Origin of the sequence: Cutibacterium porci, assembly GCF_009696315.1 — a bacterium.
Classification (GTDB): domain Bacteria; phylum Actinomycetota; class Actinomycetes; order Propionibacteriales; family Propionibacteriaceae; genus Cutibacterium; species Cutibacterium porci.
In genome coordinates this window covers 122,780-149,342 of record NZ_VUMG01000001.1, presented here as the reverse complement: position 1 = coordinate 149,342, position 26,563 = coordinate 122,780, and the positions used below count along the sequence as shown (strand labels likewise).

21 protein-coding genes are annotated in these 26,563 nt (G+C 58.6%); 9 read left to right on the top strand and 12 right to left on the bottom strand.

Annotated features, from left to right (window positions below; translation table 11 throughout):
• Positions 1-158 precede the first annotated feature (158 nt).
• The 3 genes from FYJ43_RS00640 to FYJ43_RS00630 all read left to right on the top strand — a co-directional run bounded on the left by FYJ43_RS00640 (position 159) and on the right by FYJ43_RS00630 (position 3,511).
• Entirely contained in the window at positions 159-1,469 is a 1,311-nt protein-coding gene (locus FYJ43_RS00640; RefSeq protein WP_154562025.1) for an ABC transporter substrate-binding protein, read from the top strand.
• Positions 1,470-1,692: 223 nt separating this feature from the next.
• On the top strand, positions 1,693-2,598 hold the full coding sequence (locus tag FYJ43_RS00635) for a carbohydrate ABC transporter permease (protein WP_154561083.1): 906 nt from the start codon (positions 1,693-1,695) through the stop codon (positions 2,596-2,598).
• A gap of 1 nt (position 2,599) precedes the next feature.
• Positions 2,600-3,511 (top strand): carbohydrate ABC transporter permease, encoded by a 912-nt coding sequence (locus FYJ43_RS00630; protein ID WP_154561081.1) that lies wholly within the window; start codon positions 2,600-2,602, stop codon positions 3,509-3,511.
• 197 nt (positions 3,512-3,708) lie between these two features.
• Here the strand turns inward: FYJ43_RS00630 and fumC are convergent, their stop codons facing one another.
• Complete coding sequence (gene fumC, locus FYJ43_RS00625; protein WP_154561079.1) at positions 3,709-5,115, bottom strand: class II fumarate hydratase; 1,407 nt, start codon at positions 5,113-5,115, stop codon at positions 3,709-3,711.
• Positions 5,116-5,371: 256 nt separating this feature from the next.
• Between fumC and FYJ43_RS00620 the strand changes: the two genes are divergently transcribed.
• The gene (locus tag FYJ43_RS00620) at positions 5,372-6,253 is read left to right on the top strand and encodes an endonuclease domain-containing protein (RefSeq protein WP_154561077.1); all 882 of its coding nucleotides are present in this window, start codon (positions 5,372-5,374) and stop codon (positions 6,251-6,253) included.
• A gap of 221 nt (positions 6,254-6,474) precedes the next feature.
• Here the strand turns inward: FYJ43_RS00620 and FYJ43_RS00615 are convergent, their stop codons facing one another.
• Positions 6,475-7,275: a hypothetical protein gene (locus tag FYJ43_RS00615; protein WP_154561075.1), complete on the bottom strand. Its 801-nt coding sequence runs from the start codon at positions 7,273-7,275 to the stop codon at positions 6,475-6,477.
• A gap of 124 nt (positions 7,276-7,399) precedes the next feature.
• Here FYJ43_RS00615 and FYJ43_RS00610 point away from each other — a divergent pair, with 124 nt between their 5' ends.
• From FYJ43_RS00610 to FYJ43_RS00600, 3 genes are all read left to right on the top strand, one after another.
• Entirely contained in the window at positions 7,400-8,236 is an 837-nt protein-coding gene (locus FYJ43_RS00610) for a nucleotidyltransferase family protein (RefSeq protein WP_154561073.1), read from the top strand.
• A complete protein-coding gene (locus FYJ43_RS00605; protein ID WP_326833204.1) occupies positions 8,233-9,423 on the top strand; it encodes a galactokinase family protein in 1,191 nt (396 codons plus the stop codon). Before FYJ43_RS00610 ends, FYJ43_RS00605 begins: the two co-directional genes overlap by 4 nt.
• Positions 9,424-9,538: 115 nt before the next feature.
• On the top strand, positions 9,539-10,963 hold the full coding sequence (locus FYJ43_RS00600; protein WP_154561071.1) for a phosphoglucomutase/phosphomannomutase family protein: 1,425 nt from the start codon (positions 9,539-9,541) through the stop codon (positions 10,961-10,963).
• A gap of 200 nt (positions 10,964-11,163) precedes the next feature.
• On the opposite strand, the gene alr is transcribed toward FYJ43_RS00600, so the two are convergent.
• The 10 genes from alr to ord form a co-directional block, all read right to left on the bottom strand.
• Positions 11,164-12,291: an alanine racemase gene (alr, locus tag FYJ43_RS00595; RefSeq protein ID WP_154561069.1), complete on the bottom strand. Its 1,128-nt coding sequence runs from the start codon at positions 12,289-12,291 to the stop codon at positions 11,164-11,166.
• A 214-nt stretch (positions 12,292-12,505) separates the two neighbouring features.
• Positions 12,506-14,017: an amino acid permease gene (locus FYJ43_RS00590; RefSeq protein WP_154561067.1), complete on the bottom strand. Its 1,512-nt coding sequence runs from the start codon at positions 14,015-14,017 to the stop codon at positions 12,506-12,508.
• A gap of 327 nt (positions 14,018-14,344) precedes the next feature.
• The gene (locus FYJ43_RS00585) at positions 14,345-15,817 is read right to left on the bottom strand and encodes an amino acid permease (protein ID WP_407643714.1); all 1,473 of its coding nucleotides are present in this window, start codon (positions 15,815-15,817) and stop codon (positions 14,345-14,347) included.
• Between the two features lie 38 nt (positions 15,818-15,855).
• A complete protein-coding gene (locus tag FYJ43_RS00580; RefSeq protein ID WP_154561065.1) occupies positions 15,856-16,944 on the bottom strand; it encodes an alanine/ornithine racemase family PLP-dependent enzyme in 1,089 nt (362 codons plus the stop codon).
• Positions 16,941-18,371, bottom strand: a complete 1,431-nt coding sequence (locus FYJ43_RS00575; protein ID WP_154561063.1) for a glutamate mutase L — start codon at positions 18,369-18,371, stop codon at positions 16,941-16,943. Before FYJ43_RS00575 ends, FYJ43_RS00580 begins: the two co-directional genes overlap by 4 nt.
• A 2-nt stretch (positions 18,372-18,373) precedes the next feature.
• Positions 18,374-20,677, bottom strand: a complete 2,304-nt coding sequence (oraE, locus tag FYJ43_RS00570) for a D-ornithine 4,5-aminomutase subunit OraE (protein ID WP_154561061.1) — start codon at positions 20,675-20,677, stop codon at positions 18,374-18,376.
• Positions 20,674-21,099, bottom strand: a complete 426-nt coding sequence (gene oraS, locus FYJ43_RS00565; RefSeq protein ID WP_154561059.1) for a D-ornithine 4,5-aminomutase subunit OraS — start codon at positions 21,097-21,099, stop codon at positions 20,674-20,676. Before oraS ends, oraE begins: the two co-directional genes overlap by 4 nt.
• Positions 21,096-22,517 carry a 2-amino-4-oxopentanoate thiolase subunit OrtB gene (gene ortB, locus FYJ43_RS00560; RefSeq protein ID WP_154561057.1) on the bottom strand — a complete coding sequence of 474 codons (1,422 nt, stop codon included), beginning with the start codon at positions 22,515-22,517 and terminating at the stop codon, positions 21,096-21,098. The genes oraS and ortB overlap by 4 nt, the downstream gene beginning before the upstream one ends.
• Positions 22,514-22,861, bottom strand: coding sequence for a 2-amino-4-oxopentanoate thiolase subunit OrtA (gene ortA, locus FYJ43_RS00555; protein ID WP_154561055.1), 348 nt, complete (start codon positions 22,859-22,861; stop codon positions 22,514-22,516). The genes ortB and ortA overlap by 4 nt, the downstream gene beginning before the upstream one ends.
• An 11-nt stretch (positions 22,862-22,872) precedes the next feature.
• Positions 22,873-23,916 carry a 2,4-diaminopentanoate dehydrogenase gene (gene ord, locus FYJ43_RS00550; protein ID WP_154561053.1) on the bottom strand — a complete coding sequence of 348 codons (1,044 nt, stop codon included), beginning with the start codon at positions 23,914-23,916 and terminating at the stop codon, positions 22,873-22,875.
• 298 nt (positions 23,917-24,214) lie between these two features.
• Between ord and FYJ43_RS00545 the strand changes: the two genes are divergently transcribed.
• Together FYJ43_RS00545 and ald are read left to right on the top strand one after the other, a co-directional pair.
• A complete protein-coding gene (locus FYJ43_RS00545) occupies positions 24,215-25,225 on the top strand; it encodes an Lrp/AsnC family transcriptional regulator (protein WP_154561051.1) in 1,011 nt (336 codons plus the stop codon).
• Positions 25,226-25,393: 168 nt separating this feature from the next.
• Positions 25,394-26,506 carry an alanine dehydrogenase gene (ald, locus tag FYJ43_RS00540; RefSeq protein WP_154561039.1) on the top strand — a complete coding sequence of 371 codons (1,113 nt, stop codon included), beginning with the start codon at positions 25,394-25,396 and terminating at the stop codon, positions 26,504-26,506.
• The last annotated feature ends 57 nt before the right edge of the window (positions 26,507-26,563 follow it).

The window sequence follows — 26,563 nt, the reverse complement described above, 5'->3', positions numbered from 1 at the left end:
AGCGGGGCGACATGTCGTAATGTACACGTGTACACGACGTTGTGTCGGACTCCCAGACGGTCTCCAGCACACGCCGGTCAACATCCCGAGGATGCGGGCTCTCCGCGTCCCGACACTCAAGGAAGAGGGTTGACATGATCACACGCCGTACTTGTCGGATGGCCTCTGTGGCTGCGATCGTCGCTGGAACGCTCGTTCTCGGTGCCTGTGGCAGTTCGTCAGAGGGATCGGGATCGCCAAGCGAAGCTGCGTCACAGTCCGCGGCAGCTTCCGGCCCGGTCACCATCAAATACATGCACCGCCTGCCCGACGGTGAGGGCATGACAAAGGTTGCCGACATCGTCAAGAAGTGGAACTCGGAGCATCCTGACATCAAGGTTGAGACCACGAAGTTTTCTGGTAAGGCCAATGAGCTCATGCCTAAGCTCGAGGCTGACGTCAAGGCCGGTACCGCTCCGTGCCTAGTCCAGGCGGGATACGCTGAGGTCCCAGACATGTATGTCAAGGGTCTGGTGCAGGACGTCACTACCGAGTCTGAGAAGTATAAGGACCATTTCTCTGGCGCCTATGGCCAGATGTCTGTCGGCGGCAAGGTCGTTGGTTTGCCCCAAGACACGGGCCCGCTTGTGTACGTCTACAACGAGACTGAGTTCAAGAAACTTGGCATTGAGGTTCCGAAGACCTCTGACGAGCTGCTTGCCTCCGCCAAGAAGGCCACCGCCAAGGGCAAATACATCCTCGGCTTTGAGCCCGATGAAGTCCAGAGTTGGCTGTCCGCTCAGGCTGCTGCAGCAGGCGCTGTCTGGTACTCCGCCGAAGGCGACAAGTGGAAGGTTGATACCACTGGCGACAAGAGCAAGGTTGTCGCCGACTTTTGGCAGAAAGCTCTCGACGACAAAACCGCTATTACTGACGCCCGGTGGAGCGATGCCTACACGAAGGCCCTCGTCAGCGGGAAACTTATCGGCAACGTCGCCGCTGCCTGGGAGACCGGCTTCATGCTGGATGCGCTCGACAAAACCAGCTACAACGGTCAGTGGCGCGTCGCTCAGCTGCCATCATTCGGCGGATCGGACGTAACTGGCCCTGACGGCGGTTCCGGTGTCGCTGTTGTCAAGGACTGCAAGTACCCGGTACAGGCGATGCAGTTTAATGACTGGTTCAACACTCAGGTCAACGACCTCGCCACTCAGGGTCTGGTCCCCGCAGCTAAGGGCCAGGTAACTACCCCTGAGAAAATGAAGAAGCAGTTTGGCGGTCAGGACGTCATGGCGGAACTTGCCAAAGCTAACGAGAGGCTTACCCCTCAGTTTGGGTACATCCCCGGATTCGCCGTGGTAGGCACGAAGATGAATGAGAAAGCTGCCGATGCCGCTTCGGGTAAGGCTAAGGTCGCCGACATTTTGCAAACCGCGCAGGACACCTCTGTTCAGGCCCTTAAGGATGCTGGACTTCCCGTTGATGAGTGAGCGCTGACGGGATTGGGAACCGAGGCCCGGATTGGGCGGAGCAATCTGCGCTCTCCGGGCCCACCATTTTTACCGGTACGGGGCGTCCTATGGCTTGGGAGGGCCTTGCCTACGCCCTAACCGGCAGTTTTGATCTGTGATCGACGCAGTTCGCGGCGATCAGCGTGGTCGCCGAACGGCGCGGGGCGATCTGCGCCATTGCATATTCTTCACAGGAGACGCGATGTCCTCATCTACAGCTAGTCGCAAGACCAGACACGAGGCGCTAACTGGCTGGTTATTCGCATTGCCATTCACCATTGTCTTCATCATCGTATTTGTTGCTCCCATTATCGAGAGCGTCCGGGCTAGCTTTCACAAGCAGGTTGCCGAGGGTGGAGGCCTCTTCGGTGGAGGCCGGACGGTAGAAAAATTCGTCGGCTTGGAAAATTTCCAGGACGTATGTACGAATCCAGCTTTCTGGCACGGTATCGGTCGCGTGATGCTGTTTGGTGTCTTTCAAATTCCGATCATGATCCTTGCGGCGCTATTTCTCGCATTGGTCATCGACTCGTACTTGGTACGTCATCCCGGATTCTGGCGTCTCTCATACTTTTTGCCCTACGCGATTCCAGGGTTGGTAGCAGCGATCATGTGGACCTACCTCTATGTTCCAGAAATATCCCCTTTCGCGGGGCATCTAAGCTTCAACCTGTTGAGTTCCCACGTCATCCTCGCCTCAATGGCCAATATGACTACGTGGACCTTTACTGGTTACAACATGTTGATCTTCCTGGCCGCCCTACAGGCGATTCCATCAGACCTTTACGAGGCGGCACGTATCGATGGTGCGTCTGGCTGGAAGATCATGACGAAAATTAAAATCCCTCTGGTTAGAAGTGCGGCCATGTTGGCGGTCTTGCTATCCATTATCGGTACTGTGCAGCTGTTCAATGAGCCGACGGTTCTAGCGACTGTTGTGACGTGGATGCCGCGCGATTACACGCCGATGATGATGGCGTATAACACCATGAACGGAAATATCAGCCCTAGTGGTGCCGGCCCAGCGTCGGCGGTGTCCATCATGATGGCGTTGGTGGCTGGAGTGCTCGCAATAATCTACGCCCTTGTCCAACGAAAGGCGGACTGACATGGCACATGATAAAACCGCCGTCACCAAGGATGGCATCCGGTACCGCCCTTCACTGGTTGGGCTTCCTCCTCGATCGATTGCTCCCTCTAGGACAGCCCGGACAATCACATTGGTGATCCTGGCTTTTGTGGCGTGCTATTTTTTGCTGCCCATCGTCTGGCTAGTCATCGCGTCTACCAAGAACAACACCGATTTGGTGAACACTTCCGGGTTCGCCTTCGGCGAGTTCAACTGGGGTGCCAATTTCCATTCCCTCATGGCCTGGACCAAAGGCATGTTTCCACGGTGGGTGCTCAACTCGTTGGTGTACTCAACAGTGTCAGGTGTTGTTGGCACGCTTATTTCTGTCGCCTGTGGGTATGCAATAGCTAGATTCCACTTTCCGGGGCGCCGAGTCCTGCTGGTCGTCGTCATGACTGGTCTGCTCATGCCGGTAGCACTACTTACCGTTCCGTTGTACCTGCTGTTCATTAAGATGCACCTGGTCAATACTGTGTGGGCCATGATCATTCCGTCGATGGTTAGCCCATTCGGGGTATTCCTCGGCACTGTCTACGCCGAGTCGTCGGTGCCGACGGAGCTCCTCGAAGCTGCCCGGATTGACGGGGCGGGTGAATTCCGGATCTTCTCTACGATGGTGCTGCGTCTGTTGGCGCCAGCTATGGTGACGATCTTTTTGTTCATATTCGTCGCGACGTGGAACAACTTCCTGCTGCCGTTAATGATGATTACCAACGAAAACCTGCAGCCAGTCACCCAGGGCCTATACGGCATGATGGCGTATTTCGCCCCAGACAAGGGCGCCGTGATGCTCGCTTCCGTCATTGGAGTCATTCCGCTGGTGATTTTGTTCCTCGTCCTTCAGCGTTACTGGCAGTCCGGGCTTGCTGCCGGGGCTGTCAAGGGGTGATGCACCACACGCCGGGCACACGCAGTCGTTCGGCTGTCTTATCGGGGGAGGTTTCGGTTCGCCTCAACGCGGAATACTGACGCCTTCGGGATTGCCAGTTTCTCGCTATTCCCTCGCCCCACGCGTCGATTACAAAAACGTCGGGCCTGCCACTGTTACTGCAGTGACAGGCCCGACGTGTCGCCGTGGCGGGAAAATCATTCAGCGGCGCTGGGGTGGGTCATATCGGCGGGGACGACCCACTTGTCGAAGTCCTCTTCGCTCATGCCACCAACCGTGAGAGCAGACTCACGGAGGCTGATGCCTTTGTGGTGAGCATTTTTGGCAATCTTCGAAGCTAGGTCGTAACCGATGTGACGGTTGAGGGCCGTGACCTGCATGAGGTTCTTGTCAAGGTTTTCCTTGATCTTGGCCGGATTCGGCTCGATGCCGTAGGCGCAGTGCTTATCGAAGCTGATGCACGAATCGGCGATGAGGCGGATCGATTCCAGGCAGGCGTGAGCCATGACCGGCTTGAACACATTGAGCTGGAAGTTGCCCTGGGAACCGGCGAAACCAACCGTCGCATCATTGCCGAATACGCGGGTGGCTACCATTGCCATCGCTTCACACTGGGTCGGATTGACTTTGCCGGGCATGATTGAAGAACCGGGCTCGTTCTCGGGGATGAGGAGTTCGCCAATACCGTTGCGGGGCCCAGAGGCATACCAGCGGACGTCATTAGCGATCTTCATGAGAGCGTCGGCTAGAACACGCAGCGACCCTGAAACCTGCACCAAGGCGTCGTGGGCGCTCAATGCGGCGAACAGGTTGTCGGCCTGCTTGAATTCGATGCCAGTCTCTTCTGTTGCGTGCTTGGCGACGGTCGGGCCGAAATCGGGGTGGGCGTTGAGACCGGTCCCGACGGCGGTGCCGCCGATGGCCAACTCGCGGGCACGGGAATCAGCGTAGCGGATGCCGTCAAGGGCGAAGTCGATCTGGGCGACCCAACCACTAATGACCTGGCCGAGGCGGATCGGTGTGGCGTCCTGCAGATGGGTACGGCCAACCATCACAACATCGTCGTACTTCTTGGCCTTCTCGTCGAGGGTGTCGCGAAGCTGCTGGACGGCGGGGTACAGACGCTCATTGAGAGCGCACACGACGGCGATGTGCATGGCCGTCGGGAAGGTGTCGTTAGAGGATTGTCCTCGGTTAACGTGGTCATTAGGGTGAACGGGATTCTTCGAGCCGCGCTCGCCGCCGGCCAGTTCAATCGCGCGGTTGCTTATGACTTCGTTGGTGTTCATGTTGGACTGAGTGCCTGATCCGGTCTGGAAAACCACCAGCGGGAACTCGTCGTCAAGCTTTCCGGCGATAACCTCATCAGCGGCCTGAACGATGAGGTCGGCCACGTCGCCCGGCAGCTCCCCCAGTTCCTTGTTAGCCAGTGCTGCGGACTTCTTGAGAGTACCGAGAGCACGGATCATGTCGCGGCCCCACACGAAGGTGTCACGGCCGATCTCGAAGTTGTGGAGGGAACGCTGCGTCTGGGCTCCCCAGTAATGCTCGGCGGGTACTTCGACCTCGCCCATGCTGTCTTTTTCAATGCGCATCTCTGCCATGTTGTAAGCCTACTTTGCACGGCACAGACCGAGGTGGCGGGGTGGAGGGATTTTTAGTCACGGGGAGTGAAGACACGCCAACAGAGAGACGTTGCGGTGAGGGACCAGCTCGCTGCGCCTGAACCTTGTGCTCCCCAGATAAGGCCAGCGCCAAGATAAGTCGTTTCTGTGGATAACTCTGGCGGCTTTTAGGGTCGTTGTCCACAGATATTGAATCCAGTGACAAGAAACCCTGATCGAAACGACAACTGAAGGTATGGAGTTAGTTGACATTCTGGAGGCCAACGGTGGTGTGGCCAAGATTAGTTCAGTGGGGCGAGTAGCTCGGCAGGCGCGGCGTGCGGCACGGGAAGGTCATGTCATTAGACCGCTGCCCAGAATCGTCATGTCGACGGCGGCTGCCAGACATCCAGAGGCGTGGATACGCGCAGTCAAATTGTGGCGCCCGACTGCGGTTTTTACTGGCAGAGCTGCGTTATACCTTGCCGGGATGAGGGACCTTAAAATCACCGAGATCGACGTCATTGTCCCACACTCGATGCCCTGGCGTTCGCGTCGACGATGGCTCAGATTTCATCGCGCCGCGAGTGAACCCGTCGTCGAGGATCGCTATGGCGTACGTACCACCCGCGCCTATACGTGCTTTTGGCTGGCGCTGCGTGGAGATTGGGAAGCCGCTACGCAATGCCTTCGGGAAGGTTACGTGACTTCCGACGAGCTCCGCGAGGTTCGCCGTAGGGTGGCGAGGAAGGCCCCACATAGCGTTGTCAGACGGGTATTGCGGCAATTACTAGACCGCCCTTGGTCTGTTGCTGAGCGAGAAATACATGCTTTGTTCCGCCGTCATCGCATCAGCGGGTGGAAAGCAAACGAGAGGCTGTGGATTGGCGGAGACGCCGTCGTCCCGGACCTCTGGTTTAAGAAGGAGAATGCCGTCGTTGAGGTTGATAGCTATGCTTTCCACGGCGGAGCGGCAGATTACGAGGCGACGGCTAGGCGCCATGCTCTTATGGTGGGAGCTGGATTTCGTGTCATTCGGATCACTCCAAATATGATTCGTGATAACCCGGAGTTGGTCCTCGATACTGTCAGATCAGCACTCTGGAGTCGGCACAAAGGAGTGGCTGCGACGGTGTGATGCGTGTCGGTGGTGTAGCTGGTGCGTACCTCCTGTGTGCGTACTCCCGCGTTGAAGCCCGTTCTCATGTGCTTGAGCTTGCGCTCGCATGGTTGCGAAAAACGTCGGTATAGCGGGGAAACAGGCACGACCGTGTCCGATCCTGAGGCGGCCAGACGTCATTAGCAGCTTGTCGTGACGGGCTTCTGAACGAGCCCCTGCTCGCCGTCACACGAGTCCAATCACGGTTGCGTAAAGAGGGAAGATGTAGACAGGCACGAGCCACCGCTTTCGAGAATCTTATGGAGGCTCGCCGTGGCTGATTCACGAGTCATGGAAATGGCCGCGGATCCGTTTTGGGTGCTGGCGAGTCGACCGGAGCCGGCGATTTCTGCCGGGGGATGGGTTGATGTGGTTTCTTCAGTGACAGCAGAAGCGAGGATTGGGGATTGCTCAGTTTCAGCCTGTGGTGTGAAAGCTGCACCGTGGATGACAGGCTTGATGAGCGGCTCGGTATTGGTCGCGGTGATGCCCGATGAACCATCGAGGCCTACGGAATCCGGGGGCTGAGGGGACAAATGCGGCGCGTACTCCGGGGCCGGGATGGAATGATGTTGCTGGTGATGTGCTGATTCAATGCCGGTATTCGGCTTATTAACGCTGCCGGGCAATGCACCGGTCAAAGCGGCAAAGGAGCCATCGAATACGCTTTTATCTGGCGAGTCAGAAAGCTCAGCTGGTTCGTTGACAGATGATCGGAGTCCGCGCCTTACAACCTTCTTTGTCCCCATGGGATCCGGGCTTGGAATCGCCGAGCTGTCCTCACCTGAGGTGGGCTCGCGACGCCTGTCGTTCTCGATGTGCTTGGTCTTCCGCCCTTGAATGACCCACATGACGATCATCGGGATCAGTACCAAGGTAAGAACTGCGCCGAAAGACCTGGCTCGCGTAACAAAGATGAGGATGAGGAAGAAGATGATCGCAGAGGCGTATGTGCCGGTTGGCGATTTCTTGCCTGAGGTGCCCTTACTACCGGTGGCCATGCCGTCAGGATACGTGATTGATGTCTCGTCCCGGTCAACGGACAAAAATGGAAAGGATCACCCTAAGTGACCGGATGCTGCCCTACCTACATGCGGACGTGAACTGATTCATAGGATTGCCCACATGACACACAACCCCGTGGCACAACAGGCTCCTCACAAGGTCGTCATCATGGCGCGTGGTCTGGGAACGCGGATGCGCAAATCTGCCGAGGGAGTCTCTCTTACGGCAGACCAGGCTGCTGCTGCAGCAGCTGGCATGAAAGCCATGATCAGTCTTGACGGCCGTCCGTTTCTCGATTACGTCATCTCGGCGCTAGCCGACGCCGGCTTTGACGATTTTTGTCTGGTAATCGGCCCTGAGCACACTGTGATTCGGGACTATTACGATTCGTGCGAAAAATCGCGGGTGTCGATCGTGTATGCGATCCAGGAGCATCCTCTGGGCACTGCGGATGCTGTTGCAGTTGCAGAGGATTTCGCGGGAAGCGACCGAGTACTGGTTGTAAATTCTGACAATTATTACCCAGAGGATGCGGTCGCCAGACTTCGTGAGGTTCCCGCTTCCGGGACCCTAGGTTTCACAAAACGCGCCATGATCGCGAAATCGAACATTGATCCAGAGCGCGTTCGCGCCTTCGCCCTACTGGACTCTGACGATTCTGGTCAGCTCACGGACATCATCGAGAAGCCGGACCCGTGCGTCGTTGATGCTGCTGGCGAGACCGCACTGGTGTCTATGAACTGTTTCCTGCTCACTCCAAAGATCTTCGAGGCGTGCCACTCGATCGAGAAGTCAGAGCGCGGTGAGTACGAGATTGTCGATGCAGTGCGCTGGATGGTGGAGCACGGCGAGCGTTTTGATGTCGTCCCGGTCGAGTCGGGAGTTCTTGACATGTCGAATCGCGGTGACATTGCGTCTGTGGTGGATGCCCTTAGTCATCGTGAGGTGACACTGTGATCCGGTGGTTCGTTCCTGGACGTATCGAAGTCCTTGGCAAGCACACTGACTATGCAGGCGGGTCTACGTTGGTGGCCGCTGTGGATCGTGGAGTGACAGTTTCGGTCGAATCGGCCGATAGCGGGGTAACGGTATCGACGGATGCCGCTCCCGGTGAGCTGCTTCTTATCGCGGGTCGTGATCCAAAATTGCCGACTGGGCACTGGGGTCGGTACGCGCAAGCCGTTATCGATCGCCTGACGGCAAATTTTGGAGACCTGGCTCCGGCGAGAGTTCGGTTAACCTCTAATCTCCCGCTTGCCAGTGGAATGAGCTCCTCCTCGGCGCTCGTCAGCGCGATCGTATTGGGTTTGGCTGATTTCAATGGGCTTCCTGATACCCCCACGTGGCAGGACAACATCACTGACGATGTTGACCTTGCCGGGTACCTGGCATGTCACGAGAACGGCATGACCTTCAAGAACCTTGCAGGTGCCGCAGGCGTGGGTACTTTTGGCGGTTCAGAGGACCACACGGCGATGGTGTGCAGTGAGGACGGGCAACTCGGTCAATTTCGTTTTTGCCCGATTCGGTTGCAACGCCGGGTCCCATTCCCAGCCGACATGTCCCTTGTCGTCATCGTTTCTGGAGTGGCGGCCGAGAAGACCGGAGCTGCCCGTGATCTCTACAACGCGGCATCGCTGGCGACTCGCGAGATTATCAAGCGGTGGAATTCGGCCACAGGTCGCCAGGATGCTGTTCTCGGCGATGCTTTGGCTGTTGATCCCGATGCTGTGAAGCTGCGTGAGGTGGTGAGTGGTCGCGAGGATCTAATTCGGCGCCTCGATCACTTCCTTACCGAGTCTGAAACCATCGTTCCGGATGCGTCTGAGGCACTTGCGTGCGGTGATCTCGACGAATTCGGGCGGATTGTTGATGAGTCGCAGCGTGCGGCCGAAACCCTCCTTGGCAATCAAGTGCCACAGACATCGGCGCTTGCGCGTATCGCTCGAGAGCTTGGAGCTGTCGGAGCTACTTCATTTGGGGCGGGATTCGGTGGCTCGGTGTGGGCTCTCGTCCCTACCTCCGAGGCTCCGGAATTCGCCAACGCGTGGCTTCGGAAGTACCGTGACGATTACCCAGAAGAAGCTGCACAAGCCACCACCGTGGTCACACGGCCGGGGCCGTCGGCTCGGCGGTTGGACTGACGCTGTCGGTGGTGCGCTCACTGCGCTCCTACTATCGCGCAGTAGCAATGAGCACAGGTGGTGTGGCGTGCGGATTCGCCAACGAGTGGGGACTTTTCGACCTAATCTGTGAGCCATGGCGGACGAGATTGAATTTGGTACCGGCGGCTGGCGAGCCATCATCGCGGACACATTTACTCGATTCAATGTTGAGCGGGTCGCCCAGGCGCTTGCTGACCGCATACGTGACGAAAATCAGCACCATCGCCCTGTCGTTATTGGATACGATCAGCGTTTTCTCTCTCCAGAATTCGCTTGGTGGGCTGCGGAAGTAATCGCCGGTAACGGCATCCTGGTACGAATCATTGACCGGCCCGCCCCGACTCCGATGATCATGTGGACCGTTCGGGAGCTCGACTGCGCCTACGGAATGGCAGTCACAGCCTCCCACAACCCTGCCGTCTACAACGGCCTCAAAGTGTTTACGGAAGGTGGCCGTGACGCCAAGGTCGAGATCACCGAACCGATCCAACGCCGTGCCAATTCCATCAGTTCAGGGGGCATCCGGCGCATTAACCGCACTGATGCTCTTCGCGACGGCATTATTGAGGTGCAGACGTCGATGAACTGGTACATCGATGCGATTCTTGATCACGTCGATCTAGAGGCCATCCGCCATGCTCACCTCAAAGTTGTCCTTGACCCCATGTTTGGCGTTTCGCGTACCTGCCTTCAGACCATCCTTATGACGGCTCGCTGTGACGTCGATACCATTCACGAGCGTCGTGACACTCTCTTTGGTGGACGTCTCCCGTCCCCGAACTCGCGCACTCTTCAAGCCCTGACTCAGGAAGTCGTTGAGCGTGGGGCCGATATTGGCATCGCAACCGATGGTGACGCAGATCGCCTTGGCATTATCGATGATCAAGGGCATTTCTTACATCCCAACCAGATCCTCGTTTTGCTGTACACCTACCTCCTGGAGGACAAGGGTTGGCAAGGGCCGTGCGTGCGCAACCTCGCAACCACCCACCTCCTTGACCGTGTCGCTGAAGCTCACGGGCAGGTTTGTTACGAGGTGCCGGTCGGATTCAAGTGGGTGTCGTCCAAGATGGCCGAGACCGATGCCGTCATCGGCGGTGAGTCGTCCGGGGGTTTGACAGTCAAAGGGCATATTGCCGGTAAGGATGGTATCTATGCTGGCACTCTGCTGGTAGAAATGATCGCTAAGCGGGGCAAGAAGCTTTCGCAGATCTACGCTGACATCGAGGAACGTTACGGTCGGCTAGAGATGGTAGAAGATGACTTCTCCTTCGCCCCTGAGGACAAGGAATCCCTCAAGAAGCGCATCTACCAGGACAAGGACCTGCCCGATTTTGGCTTAGAGGTCGACCACATCAGTGACATGGACGGGGTGAAGGTCTATTTCGCTAACGGTGGGTGGATCATTGTCCGGTTTTCCGGCACGGAACCTCTCCTGCGGGTCTTTTGTGAGATGCCCGATGTAGAGACTGCCCGCGAATGCGTTGACAAGGTTGTGAAGCATTACCACTTCGCCTGAGAAAAACAGTACTGCCCTCCATCCGTTTGCTGTGCGGTCGGGGAGAGTAGTGACACCGGTACACAATTATTCCCGACCCGAACGCGGTCCAGGCTCTCGAATGCCCAGACCTCAACCAAATCGGGGGTTGTGGCATCACGATGTAGGAGACGGTGCGTAGTTGGCTAACGGGAGAGCCGCCGCACATTGGGCAGCGCTCACTATTGCCCGACCCAGCGCCGATCCACACGTTTGGAGATGGCGCAGGTAATCTCGTAACTGATGGTCCCAAGGAGCTCGGCCATGTCATCAGCGGTGAGAACTTCATCGCCCTGGGCCCCAATGAGCACCACTTCATCTCCTACCGTGACGCTCGAGTCAGGGCCAAGGTCGATCATGAATTGGTCCATGCAGATCCGACCGACAATGGGACGAACCGATCCTCCGACGAGGACGTGCCCCTTATTTGACAGGCCTCGGGACAATCCGTCGGCATAACCGACGGGGACAGTGGCGATTTTTGTCGTTTCGCTGGCCGTCCACGTCCTGCCATAGCCGACGGTATCCCCGGAACCGATAGTTTTGACGAACGTGACGTGACTGATCCACGACAGGGCAGGGCGAAGGTCGGCGCGGTCGGCGTGGGGGTCTGGGTCGTATCCGTATCCAACGATGCCGGCACGCACCATGGAGGTTTTGCCTAGATCGTGCCCGAGGATAGCGCCAGAATTCGCCAAGTGGACAAGGGGGAACGGTCCACGGTCGGCTTCCACCTGCGAGACAGCATTCATGAAGGTGTCGATCTCGTTTCGGGTGAATTCTTCTCCCTCGGGGACGTCACTGATGGGTAGGTGAGTGAAGACACCTTCGACCTCGATTCCGTCAGCGCGATCAGCGGCAACCGTGACTTCAGCGAGGCGATTTGGAGGCAGACCGATACGTCCCATGCCGCTGTCGACGGCGATGTGTACCTTGGTCGTGATTCCTAGTCGCGTAGAGGCTCGGTTTACCGCGTCCACAGTGTCGAAATCCAGCACGGTGAGACGCATCCCAGACGTGATTGCAGCATCCATATCCCACGGATCAGCGGGGGAGAGCTTGAGGATAGGCAGGGTGATACCGGCTTCGATCAACTCCTGTCCCTCGGCGACCGTGGCGACAGCGAGCCAGTCGGCGTACCCGTGTTTTTCGACGTAGCGCGAGACCTCGACTGCTCCATGGCCATAGGCGTTGGCTTTAACGGCAAAGAGGACCTTTCGATCACCGGCATGCTTTCTCACCTCGGTGAGGTTCATGGCGATGGCAGACAGATCAATAGTGGCGTGTGAAGGCGATGGACAACGTGGCATGTGTCATAACTCCTTTGAGCTGTCAGAAATGGGCAATGAATCTGGTCGGCCCGTGGCCAGGAGAGCATGTTCGGGCTGATTTGGGGGCGGTGGGATTCACCATGGCCTGGTCACGGGGAAGGCTGGCGGTAGGAGACGGATCGAAGACAGGACGGTGTGAAGGTGTAGCAGATGCGGCGGTGGCATTGTCGTAACACCTGACGATTATTGTCATCTAACTATCTCCCTTCGAATGGGCGTCGTCGGTACCAACGTCGTCGCAGATGGCGTGGCGCCGGTCGAAAAACCAACCAATTCCGAGGATGGCAAACCAGATAGGTGTGAGGCTCAGGGCTCGCGCAGTGTCGGCTTCCTGCGCCAGCAGCACGAGGACGAGCGCGAAGAAAGCCAGTACAGCCCAGCACATCCCGCGGCCGCCAGGCATGGGGTATTTCGATGCGGCGTGGGCTGAGGGCGCGACCTTGCGGTACTTCATGTAGCTAATGACGATCATGCTCCAAACGAAGATGAACAGTACTGATGAAATCGTCGTGACGAGAGTGAATGCCTCAACAAACGACGCCGATGCGGCTAGGGGCAGCGCCGTGCTTAAGACCAGGACAGTGACGACGAGGCCGCAACGAGGGACACCGTGGGCGCTGAGTCGGCCGAACAGCTGCGGTGCCATGCGCTTGTGGGCAAGTCCGAAAAGCATTCTTGAGATGGAGTAGATCCCAGAGTTAGACGACGAAGCTGCCGATGTCAGGACGACAAAATTCATCACGCTGGCCGCACCAGCGAATCCAACGATGCCGAGAACTTGAACGAACGGTGAAGAATCTGCTCGCACCTCGTTCCAGGGAACGACGGTCATAATTGCGAGCAGGGCGCCGATGTAAAAGATGAGGATTCGGGCAGGAACAGCGCTGATGGCCTTGGGGAGGGTCTTCTCGGGATCTTGTGTCTCGGCGGCGGTGGTCCCGATGAGTTCAATTCCGACGAACGCGAAGGCTGCCATCTGGAAACCAGCGAAGAATCCACTCCAGCCGTTCGGCATGAAGCCGCCACGATTCCATAGGTTGGAGATGGATGCCGCGCCTCCAGTCGGCGAGTGGAATTTCATGACCGCTAGTACGAGGGCGAGGAGGATAAGGGAAATAATCGCGATGATTTTAATAAATGCGAACCAGAATTCTAGCTCTCCGAACATTCTTACAGTGAGTAGATTCAAACAGAGAAGTAGCAATAGTGTGGCAGCTGCGAGGAAAGTTGCAAGACCTTTATTCTTGACCCAGAAATCCCAGTATGTCGTGATTCCAATGATTTCAGCCATGCCGGTGACGATCCAACAAAGCCAGTAAGTCCACCCCAGGAAGAATCCGGCCCAGGGGCCTATCAGATCAGCTGCGAAGTCCTGAAAGCTCTTGTAGTCAAGGTTGTACATCAGCAGTTCGCCCATGGCCCTGACGACGAAGTAGAGCATGGTACCGATGATGAGGTAGGACACGACAATGCTCGGACCGGCGGCGCGGATAGCCTTGCCAGAGCCCAGAAACAGGCCGGTTCCGATAGCTCCACCGATGGCGATGAGCTGGATGTGACGGTTGCTCAGGTTGCGGTGTAGATGAGCCTTGGCTGGATGGTGTGGTTGCGATTCAACCGCGTATGCGGTGATGTCGTCGTGGAAAGCTGGTGTTGGTGCGTGTGGGTGCCCCCTCCCGTCTGGAATGTTGTTAAAACCATTCATATTAGTTGCCTCTGTAAAACGATTTCCAAGACGAGGTATTCATCATGGGGGTGATTCAAACCACCGTGATTTGATTGCAGTGTAACGCCGCCGGGAAGAATACGGTGAGGATCATGAATGGCTAAATCACAGTGGTGACAATCAAAGAAGGGTTTGGCTGAACAGATTAGCGAGGTTTCACGGTTGTTGCACTCGATATCGGGGGTGCGAGGTAACGCCGATCCAGCGCATCGCGTCGCATCGCCGCGTCACCTCGCGTTACAAAAATCCCGAGCCCCGGCCTACCGAACACGTGATGTGCCGTAAGAGCCGGGGCGTCGGCAAGAATCAACCTAACGTGTCCCTTCGCTGCTTGCGGCGGCGGTACACGAAGTACATCGATCCGATGAACACGAACCAGATCGGGGTGATGAACACGGCGATCCGAGTAGTCGGGTCCAAGGTAAGAATGACCAAGCTGATGACGAAGAAGGCCAGGACGATCCAGCACATCGGCACACCGCCAGGCATCTTGTAGATGGACTCTTCGTGGAGCTGGGGACGCTTGTGGCGGTACACGATATAGCACACGACGATGAGTGACCAGGTGAAGAGGAATAGCAGAGCGGCAACCGTCGTCACTAAGGCGAAGGCCTGCATAATCGAATCCGAGGTGTAGAGGAAGATGATGCCGCTTAGCAGCAGCAGGCACGATGCGATAAGTGCGTTGCGTGGCACGTTGTTGCTTGACAGTTTTCGGAAGCGCGAGGGAGCCTGACCGTCAAGAGCGAGACCGTACATCATTCGTGAGGTTGAATAGAGGCCAGAGTTGTCTGAGGATGCCGCGGCGGTAAGCAGGACGAAGTTCATCACGCTGGCGGCCGCACCAAAGCCTGCTAGCCCAAACAACGACACGAAGGGGCTCACCCCGGGTACAACCTTGCGCCACGGAATAACGGTGGTGATGGCTAGGAGGGCTAGCACGTAGAACAGAGCCAACCGCACCGGGATAGCATTGATGGCTTTCGGGAGAGTGGTGCAGGGATCCTTTGTTTCAGCGGCGGCAGTACCGACGAGCTCGATACCGACGAACGCAAAGAATGCGATCTGAAAGCCTCCGAGGAAGCCCATCAGGCCGTTGGGGAAGAACCCGCCATCGTTCCACAAGTTGGCAATGGTCGCGGGGTCACCGTCAGGAGAGACAAAGTGGCTAGCCAACAGCGCGATAGCGACGATTACCAGCGCACCTACTGCGATGAGTTTGATGAGGGCAAACCAGAACTCAGCTTCACCAAAGAACTGTACGGCAACGATATTGAGGGCGAGTAGCACTGCGGCTAGAGCGGTTGCGGGTAGCCACTTTGGGACATTCGGCCACCAATATTGGAAATAGGCAGTAATAGCGGCCATATCACCCATCGCGGCCACAATCCACGAGAACCAATACGTCCAACCCGCGATAAAACCACCGGCTGGCCCGAGTAGATCCTCGGCAATGTCCCGGAAAGACTTGTAGTTGAGATTAGAGAGCAGCATCTCGCCAAGGGCCCGCATCATGAAGTACATAAAGAACCCGATGAGAGCGTAGACGAGGGCACTAGATGGGCCAGCAAGATGGATGGTACTGCTGGATCCCATGAACATTCCGGTGCCGATGGCACCGCCCAAAGCAATGAGCTGTAGGTGACGGTTGGTTAGCCCGCGCTGCAGCTCGCGCTCTTCCTCAGGACCTTGCCGATCAGCAGTTGAAGGTTTCTTCACGGGTCTGGACAGGGCGCTGCGACCCGGTCCGTCGACAGGTTGCGTTTCTCGTGCGCTCACGGGAACTCCTTTGTTCGGTGAAGGTGATGACGGTCGCCTCACAGGCGATGGGGAGTGGCCGCTGCCTTCCACACAGCAGAGGAGGTGGCGGTGGCGAGTAAACCGGCGTAGGTGGGCCGGAATCTCACTTCGGTGCCGATCTCGACGGATTCGGCAGAGTCGGTCACATCAACGATGAGGTGATCGGAACTGGCCCCCAGCACTATGTGGCCGGGGTCAACGGGCGTCAGATCGGACGCATTGACGTCCTGACGGCCGAGATTACAAATAGCACGTAGCCGAATCCCGCGATCAGTGAAGGTGACATGTTGGCCGAACGCGTCTTCGCCGGTGCGTCCTAGCGGAATCGACGGTTTGCGCTCGAGTTCGATGATCTCTGCGACAACTTCGACGGTATCTTGGCGAGTTTGTGGCCACGGTGATCGATCGAGAGTATTGCGACCCAAGATGATGGCCTCGCCAATGCGCAGGTTGTTGATCTCCGACGGCATGGCGCCGCTCATCATGAGGGGAAGATTTGCCGAGTTCCCGCCTGAGATGAGACTCAGTTCGAGACCGGTCGCTGCGCGTGCCATATCGCGAAGCTGGACCAGACGAGTCATGTTTTCAACGCTTGGTTGGACTCCGCCATAGCAGGCGAGGTTAGTTCCGACCCCCTTGACGTCGATGCCGGGCAGAGTAGCCGCCGAGGCGACGACGTCGACGAGGTGGTCGGGCCACACCCCTTCACGGAGGTCTCCGACATCGACCATGACGATTACCCCGTGACGGGTTCCGGCTCGGACAGCGGCGTCCGACAAGGCGGTCATCGTTGTGAGGGAAGAGTTGAGAGAAATGTCGGCGAGCTGGACAGTGTCGTCAATGTCGTGACGTCCGGGCGCTCGCAGCAACATTGTTGGCAACGAGGTGCCACATTCGGCGATCTGGCGCAGGTTTTGGAGCCGAGAATCGGCGAGCATCGTGACGCCGGTACTCTCCAGAGCTCGAAGGAGTACCGGGTGGGCATGCAGCACCTTGGTGACAGCTGCCACCTGAACTCCGTGTTCGGCGCATTGATTGACAATTGCCCGGGCGTTGTTGCGGATGCGGTCGGCGAAAATCTCCAATCGCGGAGTGGGGCCGCTCATGATGTGGCTTCCGTCCCATGCGTGGGGTCGTTTTTTGCCGGGCCAGGTGGGGTTGCGTCATCTTTCACGTCTCCCCCTTCGTCGCCGGGTAGTTTTGTGTAGCCGGTGAGAGATTCAATCCAGGCGGCGAAGGTTTGACGGACCTCATCGGGGTAGGACTGGGCGACCGTGCCGAGCGCGGAGAACCGATAGTCGCGGTCGATGACGATGGTGGCCTCGGGACTCGGTAGCAGTTGAGCGCCAGCTCCGGTGCAGATTCGACGAAGAATATCCGCACCGCCTGGCACCCGGGTCAAGGCACCGCCGGTTCCCACCACCCAGCGGACTGCACTGAGGTCTTTGCCGCGAACAACCTGCGTTTTTCCTGTCGGAGTGAAGATTTCTGTCACGGTACCGGCATGGCGACTCACGCCAATGTCGACGGCCTCCTTCGTGAGCCACCGTGTTACTTCGGCCTCACGATCGTCACTGGGTATGGCGCGTAACCACTCCAGACGTTCCTCGTCTTCACCTTCGTCTGTCATGGCGGCGACTCGACGGGCGTTGACGAAAACTCCCAGGTCCCCTTCTACGGTCCTTTTGGTGCGAGGCTCGGGGTCGATGACCCGGGCGGTCCATTCCGGCGACCCGTCGGTGACGCTGTGAACGTCGGTCGTGGCACCACCAACGTCGATGACGACAGCGTCTCCGACCGCATCAACGAAAAGCTCGGTGGCGCGAAGCACCGCGCCTGGGGTGGGAAGGATCTCGTGGCTCGTCAATTCTGCCAGCCCGGCCATACCGGGGGCGGCCGTGATGTGGTTGTTGAAAACGTCGTGGATGACGGCACGCACCGGTTCGACGCGCAGTACGTCGACGTCGGGGAAGACGTTGTCGACACATGCCAGCGGCTGCCCGGCGTCGGCAAAAATGTGCTGGATCCGCCGCCTCACTCGGGCATTTCCGGCATAGATCACCGGGACCCCTAGTTGGGCGGACGCAATGATGCGGGCATTCTCGACGACGATGCGTTTCTCCCCGTCGTCGACTCCGCCGGCCAACAAAATGATGTTGGGGTTGTTTTCTTGAAGATCTTCTAAGTCGAACTCGTCCATCGCCCCGACGGTCGTCATAGTGACGATGGCTCCGGCACCCAGGGCCGCCTCGCGGGCAGCCCTGGCTGTCATAGACCGAGTGAGACCATGGACGCTCATGCGCAGCCCACCGGCCGCCGAGGAGTTCACGAAGATCTCCCCGGCGTCGAGTGGTAGGCCGCAGCGCTCACGCATCTGGGCAATTGCGGCATCCGCACCGATACGTACGTCGCCGGCGGACACTGAGGTGGGAGCGAACCCCTGTCCAATGTGGTGCAGCAGTCCGGACTCCAGCGTGAAGGCGTTGGCCTTGGTTATGGTGGAGCCGATTTCCAGAGTCGTGAGCACGGACATGATCAGGCTTCCTCGCGGGCCTGCATGGTGCGGACGATGGCGTCGAGGACGTCGATGCCTTTGGTGCCACGCCCGAAGGTGGCGTCAAGGCCGGTCTCGGCGGCCATTTCCCGACTCACCTGGGTACCACCGGCGATGAGGACGATTTTGTCGCGTATCCCCTTCTCGGTGGCAAGATCAGCGAGTTTGCGCATCATCGTGCGATGAATGTCATTGTGGCTGATAATGGTCGAGATGAGGATGGCGTCGGCGCCGCTTTCGATGGCTGCATCGACCATCTTCTCCACCGGAACGGAGGTGCCGAGGTAGCGGTATTTGACGCCATATTTCTCGATCCCGCCGTGCTTGATGTCGAGGATTTCGCGCAGGCCGACGCTGTGTTCGTCCTCGCCAACAGTGCCGGCAACAACCGACACTTCATGGTCGGTGACGTACTGGCGCAGCTCATCGGGAGGAAGCAACTCGATCTTTTCGGGGATCGTCAGCGTGGACGGGTCGACGTCGACGTGGGTCACCTGACCCTTGACCTCAACGAAGCACCCTTCAGCAGGGTGTAGCACTTGCAGGTTGCACACCTGAGGATCGGTGAGGCCCATCTTGCGCGCCATCTCGACGGCTGCCTCTCGGGCGATGTCTTCGGACGCGGGGATGTTCATTTGCACCAAGACAACGCCGTCACCAGCCCACTCAGCCTCGGGCCGCAGTGCCGTGCCATCGCGGAATGGGCGGGTGCGGGCCAAGCGAGTGGCTGCCGAATCGTTGGGGTCGAGCTCGTCGATGTAGACGATTTTCTCGGGTTTGCACAGAGTGCAGCCGTCGATGAGGTCACATGGCTTGTCGAGGCCCTCAGGCACGCTGTTGTTGCCAAAATGGTCGCAAACTGGGGCGAGGTAGTCAGGGTCGCGCTCGACGACGGTTCCCTCGGCGATTCCGCCTTGGCCGTCACGGGCAATACCGTCGTGGTTGCGTTCAGGGAATTCTGCCGAGTCGACAAAGAACCCGTCTTCAACCGCGGCGAAATAGCCGCCAACGTGGAGCATTTCGGCAAGGAACCCGATTGCCCTCTCCTTGAGGTCGCGGGCCATATCTCCCAGTGGCCCCTCGCGGTTAATGGTCACCATTTCCTTGATGCCATCGAGGGCGGCCCAGGTTTGCTTGACCGTCTGGATGCCGCGCACCGAGTTGTGGTGCCAGGGCAAGTTGCGACCTTCGTCAGGGGTGATTGTCGACTGAATGTCCGCACTCGTCAGCATCGAGATGAGGGTGTCGATGGTGTGGGTGCGGATAGCCTCGGCAAGGTCAGACTCGATATACCGGGTATTTTGCTGCGCACGCATCTTGTACTCGCTGAACAAATCCCGCAAGGCCACCGCGTACGGCAGGTCGTACCAAAGTTTCGGTGCCGGGGGTGCGCTGGGCGGGACCGTCGACAAACCGATGAGGTCTTTCGGCATTCCTACCAGTACCGAGAACATACAGTTGAGGCCGTGCTGGACCATGAGCTCCGGCATGACCTTCCAGCCATGTCTGGCTGTGGCATTGGCATTGTGGGCACCGTCGATCTGGAAGATCTGAGCTCCAGCCATGACCTTCTTGGCCTCGCCGGCATCAACATAGCTGCGATAAGCATTGATATTGCGGTACAGCAGGTTGTACTGCGGATCCTGATGGGCGCCGTTGACTCCTTCCTCGGCGAAGAGGACGGCCACTTCGGGACCGGCCACTCCAGACACATAGGAGTGGAAATTGATGGGGCGTCCTACCTCGTCCTCGATAAGGTCGCAGGCTTTGCGGCTTGCTCGCAGCTGCTTACGGGTAATCGGAACACCGCCGATGCCTTCCGGGGTGCCCTCCAGCAGTCCATCGATGTGGCTTTGGCCGGTGGTGCGGATGACCATGATGTGATCAGCACCATGCCAGGCGGCCATCCTCATGCGGCGAAGATCGTCTTCGAAGTGCCCGGAAGCGATCTCAGAGGTGACGACGGGTGCCGGTTGGGGATCAATATTCTCGAAGTATTCCGCGGCGGGCAGGGGCACGCTCTGTTTCAGCGGAGTCGACATATTCCGGTAGTGGAAGTCGCCCATGTCGACTCCCTCTTCGGGCACGTTGCGCCACGTCCACCCCTTGCGACGGGGGTGATAGTGCTCAAGGTCGGTGAGAATGTTCTCGACGTCGAGCTTGGTATTCGGGCCGGGCAAGTCCGGTTCGGGACGGGGCTCGACGTTCTGCGGAGGCGTCACGGTCGTAGGGTCTGCCTGCTCATGGGCATGGGCGTGGTGCAGACACGGGTCTTGGATGGTCATGCCGAGGCTCCTTCCTTGGAATCCGCAGTCGGCGTCTTCGCTGGTGGCAGCGGACTGCCATCGAAGAGTCCGTCGAGGGCCTTGGGGTCCTCGGCGATGCGGGAGGCGGCGTCCCGTAGATTGATGCCGTCACGGCGAGATAGCCGCAACACGGCGTGGCCAGCTCCCTTGCCTCCCAGGCCGGCGGCGAAGACGTTCTCAACAACGGCGTGAGTTGTCACCGAGTCGATGCCCATGCGCAAGAGCACGGACCGCTCGATAGACGGGGTGGTGTGAGTGCGGGCGAGGTCAACGACTGGGGTCATGACCTGTTCACACAGTTGCCAAAAGCGCTCTTTGAGGGCGGCGTCGTCAAGACCGGCGAGTTCGGTGCGCAGAGCTTCATAACGCTCGATGCGCTCCTGATCCGAGTTGGACATCATGCTCCTTTCGGGTGTGTAGCCAGGTCAACGCCGATCTGGCGAACGTCGTCAGCGGTGGTGTTAGTTTCAGCCGCTAGGAAGTCCAGCTCAGCGTCTCCCCAGCGCTCGGGTGCCACGATCTGACTGGCGTGACGCAGATAGCTGTGGCGCAGCTTGTCGAGATCGAGAGGATGGACGCTGATCTGGTCGAGGCGTTCGGGAATGACGATCGCCTTGCCCGGAACGTTGCCGGCGGGGTCGCCGCGTCGAACCTCAATTCCGCGTGACCGCGCAAAAGACAGCTGGCTGTTATGGTGTTTTCCGGCGCCGGTGTATTCGGTCTCTTGGACGACGACGATTTGGTCGCGATCCATCTCACGAGCCATGGCTACTGCCGCCGTCAGGCTGGTGTTGCCGGCCGGTCCACGCTCCAACCCCTCGATCTTGGTGAGCAACTCGGTCATGTAGAAAACTTCGCCTTGGGACACCAACTGGTAGCCATCCATGTACCGCAGCGGACGGGCAGCATTGCGCGGGACGTCGACGCGGTCGGGCCAGGTTGCGAACGGAACGCCAAAACCAGTGTGTCCGGTCGTAAATGACTTGTTATTGAAGTCGTGGTCGGACGCCATGTGGAGTCCAGTGAGGTCCACCGATACGGCGATCACCTGAGTTTCGTCGCAGCCGACCTTGCGCAGGCCGCGCGTGGTTCCGGTGATGTTGCCGCCACCAGCGTGGGTGACGACGACGGCGTCGGGTTGGCGTCCGTAGCGTTGCTGCACCTCACGGCCGATTTCGGCACCGAGGGTCTCAATGCCGGCGATGCCGTAGGGGGTGTAGAGGCTGGCGTTGAAGTACCCGGTGTCCTCCAGGGTTCGCAGAAGTACGTAGAAAAGCTCTGGCCCAACGGTCAGTTTGATCACTTCTGCGCCGTAGGCTTCGCACGCTCGGGATTTTTCGACAATCTCGGGCTGGCCAATGTGGTGGGAGTCGTATATTTCCTGAATGACGATGCAGGCTAGCCCGCGCTGAGCGGCTTGAGAGGCAACCGCAGCGCCATAGTTACCGCTGGTTGCCGTCACCATGCCAGCGAAGCCCTTCACCTGGGCTTCATGGGCACTCAAGGAGGCTCGGCGGGCCTTAAAACTGCCCGATGCATTAGCGGCCTCGTCCTTAAGGAGAATGCGGGCTCCCTTTCCGGGGCCGGCGATCTGACGGACGGCTTCGGTAAGGCGATGCAACTCGTACAGCGGGGTGTGACCAACCTTGGTCTCGGCTTGGATGCGCGCGACGTCGTCCAGGTCGTAACCGGTAGAAGACATCAAGGCGTCATAGTCGAAGACCAGGTCATTGCGCTGAAAACTGTCGTAGTCAAGGGCAAGGGCACGCCGCATGATGTCGCTACGGCGCGCCATAACGTCGTCATATGAGTTGCTCATGACTGGTCCTCCTGCCCGCAAGACGTGATGGGTTCGTGTCTGGTGCCGATGGTCAACAACTCGGGCACGGTGTTGCCAAAACTGTGGCTGTAGCTGGGATTGACGCAGTCGAGGACGCCGGTGTGGTGGCGGCCGATAATTGTGGTGATGGTGACTTCGTCGCCGAGGTGCGCCTCGTCGTCGAGGAATCCGCTGACCCACTGCACGAGAGGTGTGGCGGCGGTGTCCGCCGGTACGGCAGCGGCACGCTCTGAGGGCTGCAAGATGATGGTGCGAACCTCAACCCAGGTGCCCTTCGGAATGGGGTCGCTTGCCAGTGGGGCGTTGTTCGGGATATCTGCCATGGTGACCTCGCTCAGCGACGCTCGTAGGCCGACGGCCCCATGAGGGCACATGGCGAGGGCAGGTCAATGATGCGCTTAAGGCCGGGGGTGGCTGCGAGAATGCGCGGGATGGTGTTGACGCATATTCCCGCGGTGGCCTTGCCGCCAGCAATTTCTGGACCTGTCGACATCGCGATGTCAGGAACACCGGTGATGGTAATGAAGTCGCCGGTCTCCTGGCCTTCAGCTTCCGGGGCTACCTGCTGCGGATGGATGAGTCGGATGACCTCATCGCCGCCACGGCGTCCGACAGCGGTGTGGTTGCAGCCGGCCACCTGTCCCGGCTCAACGGTGCGGTCACGTGCGGGCCGGGCGACCTTAGCGATGATGGGTTCGATGTGCTGTTCAATCGAGTCGACCCCGAGTCCTAGGGCGTCGCTAATGAGCCGAATGGACTCTGGGAAGCCGACGTGACCAACGATGGATCCGTCCGCGACTCCAGCCTTGAATTCCTCGGGCGTGGTACCGACTCCCTGAGTTCGCAGGACAGTTTGGCCGTACGGGGCGAGGTCGTTGACACGGCGGGCCTCGATATGGGTGACTTCCTGGTTTCCGGAGCAGAGGGCGACGACGAGGTGGTCAAGTACGAATCCGGGGTTGACGCCGACGCCGACGGCCGAAACACCGTGCTTTTTGGCGAGGTCATCAAGTTCCTTGGCTAGATCGGGGTTTTGAGCCTCGGGACAGGACATCTCTTCGGCGATGCTTACGACATTGATGCCAGCGGTGATGATGGTGCGTAGATCGGCGATCTGATCGCGCACCCACGAGGTTGTGGCGATGGTGACGACATCGACCTTGCTGGAATCGAGGATGGACGCCGGGTCGGTGGTGACGCTGACTCCCAGCGGATCGGTGCCGAGAACCTCGCCAACATCCTTGCCATCAAGGGCTGGATTAACGTCAATGGCTCCGACGAGGTCAAGCCCGTCCTTGGCCGCGATGAGTTTGGCCATGCCCTGGCCCATCGCTCCCAGGCCCCACTGGACGACTCGGATGGGGGTAGTGGCGGTCATTGTGGTTCCTCCTGACGACGATGTCTGATGCTGAAGCGAGCCGGCTTCCTTGTGGCGTCACTGTCAGTCACACGCGCTGTGCTGGCGGCATCTCTGCAGCCGAAGGGGGCCTGCCCTGACCTGCGGCTGTGCAGGTCGACGGCTCTTCGTTGATCCGTTCGGCCCCTACCCTGGCACTGGGAGTTTGTGCAGCGGCCCATGTGACAGATGTGCGCACAATTGGCCGGGTGGGTGCACGTTTTTCCCAACCGAAGTGAGACACTTTTGGTGATCTTCCCAGCGTCGGCGAAGGAGCCACATGTACGAAGAGCTTGACCGACGACTCGTCAACGTGTTGCAAATCGACCCACGTGCCAGCTGGGCTAAAGTGGGTAAGATTTTGGCCGTCTCTCCGACGACCGTCGCGCACCGTTGGCAGCGTCTCGTTGATGACGGAGTCGCGTGGATAACGGCTTGTCCGAACCTCGATCAGCAGATGACTGCGATCGTCGAGGTCGACTGTCACACCGAGAGTCTTCCTCAGGTCATCAAGGCCCTGTGCGCAAACCCCATGATCGTCAGTGTTGATGAAACAACAGGGAACCGTGACCTTCTTCTGACCGTCGTTGCACCGGATTTCCCCACGCTGTCAGATATGGTGATCGACTGGATCGGAGGGTTGCGTGGCGTCCATGGCTCGCGCAGCGCCTTGGTGACATCAGTTGTTATCGGTTCGGATTCCTGGCGCATCGGCGTCCTGAGTAAAAGGGAGAAAAGCCTTGCAAAAGGGCCCCGGCCGGGAGAACTGTGGATGCTGCCTCCCGACGACTTGGACCGCGAGCTGGCTCGCCTGCTAGCTATTGATGGGCGCACTAGCGCCACCTCGCTTGCCCGTACTCTAGACGTGCCTGCCAGCACCCTGCACCGCCGGCTGCAGAAACTACTGACCAACCGGCAGATTCAGTTGCGGTGTGACGTTGCCCCGGAGCTGGGTGGGTGGAGTCAAGAGTGCACCTGGACCGCGACGATTCCCCTTAACCATAAGACGCGGGTGTTGGAATTGCTGCGTCAACAGTCGGCACTGCGGTCCTGTATGTGGATCACGGGTAGCAACAACCTGCGAGTTAACTTCCGGGTGGAGCGTCACAGCGGAATCGGCACGATCGAATCGGCGATCGCTGAGGCGATTCCGGGTCTAGCCCCTGCGGAGACGATCGTGTACATGCGCAGCCACAAATCTATGGGTTGGATGCTGGACCGGAAGGGTCGTGCCACCGGCGAGTTTGTCTGTCCGCCGCTCATCGAGGAATCCGAGAAGGCCGATCACTAGCGCCTCCGGTGATGGCTAGATCCCGTGGTTTGCGGGGTCATTTTGGCAAAGTCGAAAGTTCCCTTGCCAAGTCGTGGTGCTGGCACTGCGTCGATGCATATTCTCGTGGCGTTATCCGCAGCTCGTTAACGAAGATGTCGACGAGCACACTGTCAAAGGAGAAGTGAAATGCGTGTTGGTGTTCCTACTGAGGTGAAGAATAGTGAGTTTCGTGTGGCTGTGACGCCTGAGGGTGTTCATGCGTTGGTGGGTCATGGTCATGAGGTGTTGGTTCAGTCTGGTGCTGGTGTGGGTTCGGGTATTTCGGATGAGGAGTTTGTGGCTGCTGGTGGGCGGATTGTGGGTGATGTGGGGTCGGTGTGGGATGACGCTGATGTGGTGTTGAAGGTGAAGGAGCCTGTGGAGGAGGAGTATGGGAGGTTGCATGAGGGGTTGGTGTTGTTTACGTATTTGCATTTGGCTGCGGATGAGGCGTTGACGCGTGAGTTGGTGGGGCGTCGGGTGACGTCGATTGCGTATGAGACGGTGGAGTTGGAGGATCATTCGTTGCCGTTGTTGTCTCCGATGTCGGAGATTGCGGGTCGGTTGGCTGCTCAGGTGGGTGCGAATTGTTTGTTGCAGTCTGCTGGGGGTAGTGGTGTGTTGTTGGGTGGTGGTTCGGGTGTGCGTCCGGGTCGTGTGACGGTTCTTGGTGGTGGTGTTGCTGGGTTGTGTGCGGCTCGTGTGGCTGTGGGTATGGGTGCTGATGTGACGGTGTGTGATGTGGATGTGGCGCGGATGCGGTATATCGATGAGGTGAGTGGTGGGCGTATTCGGACGTTGTTTTCGAGTGGGTTGGCTGTGGGGCAGGTGTGTCGTGAGTCTGATGTGGTGATTGGGTCGGTGTTGGTGCCGGGTGCGCGGACGCCTCATTTGGTTGATGATGAGGTGGTGTCGCAGATGAGGCCGGGGTCGGTGTTGGTGGATATTGCGATTGATCAGGGTGGGTGTTTTGAGGGGTCTCATCCGACGACGCATGTTGATCCGACGTTTAGGGTGCATGATTCGGTGTTTTATTGTGTGGCGAATATGCCGGGTGCGGTGCCGCATACGTCGACGTATGCGTTGACGAATGCGACGATGCGGTATGCGGTGTTGTTGGCTGATGAGGGTTGGCGTGGTGCGTGTCGGGCTCGGGGTGAGTTGAGGCGTGGGTTGGCGACTCATGATGGTGCGTTGTTGAGTGCGCCGGTGGGTGAGGCGTTGGGTATGCCGACGGTGTCTCCTGCTGAGGTGTTGTGAGGTTAGTGGTGGTGGGGCACCACCACCCCACCACCACCCCACCACCACCCCGCTGTG